The sequence below is a fragment of the Bartonella sp. AP57NXGY genome (assembly GCF_042195805.1).
GTDB lineage: Bacteria > Pseudomonadota > Alphaproteobacteria > Rhizobiales > Rhizobiaceae > Bartonella.
In genome coordinates this window covers 1-690 of record NZ_JBHIOZ010000537.1, presented here as the reverse complement: position 1 = coordinate 690, position 690 = coordinate 1, and the positions used below count along the sequence as shown (strand labels likewise).

Annotated in this window: 1 protein-coding gene; it reads left to right on the top strand. The window is 34.8% G+C overall.

The features are described from left to right. Positions 1-37 precede the first annotated feature (37 nt). Positions 38-690, top strand: a 653-nt coding sequence (locus ACFIL8_RS11885; RefSeq protein WP_375689981.1) for a hypothetical protein, incomplete at its 3' end; no start/stop codon positions are given.

Below are 690 nucleotides of genomic sequence, written 5' to 3'. Positions count from 1 at the left end.
ATAAAACAATCCCTGCCGAAATCAAGCGAGGAGACAGATGAAAAAGCGATTTATTATAACAGGAATGATTACCCTTTGGGGGATGATAAATTTGGCACATGCAAACAATGTTGATGGAAATCATGTAGGTGGTAACGTGCGGCTAAATCTTTTAAGGGCACAGATTCTTTCGGAATCAGATACTAAACAGAATTCACCTGCTCCATCGCCACAACCTGCTCTACCAGCAGAATATCTGGAGCTTATTAAGCTATTAAAAAAAGGGGAAATTATTGAGCTCTTAACAAAACAGCTTGCGTTAAAAAAAGAACAACTTTCACAAATAGAAAAAGCCTATCAGGCTATAACAAAGAATCAGAAAACAAACCCAAAGCAAATAGACCTTTCTAATTTTTTTCTCAAAGAACCAGAATCGCTCTATAAGAAGAATCAGCTTTCAAGGGAATTATATCAAAAGGCATTGGAGGAAGAAAACAAAATTTCTGGGACTTTTGATCAAGTAGGCAAGTCTATTTTTGCTCGTTTAGAATTTGTATCGACTTTAGATAAAGCGGTAACTTTAAAAACTTTTCAACATGTAGAAAATCGTTTTCAATACCTCAAACAGTTATTTGATGAACTTCAAATAAAAGAAAACCTGAAAGACATTGCTGATCTTCAAGCACATATCGATGGTATATTAGTCATGAT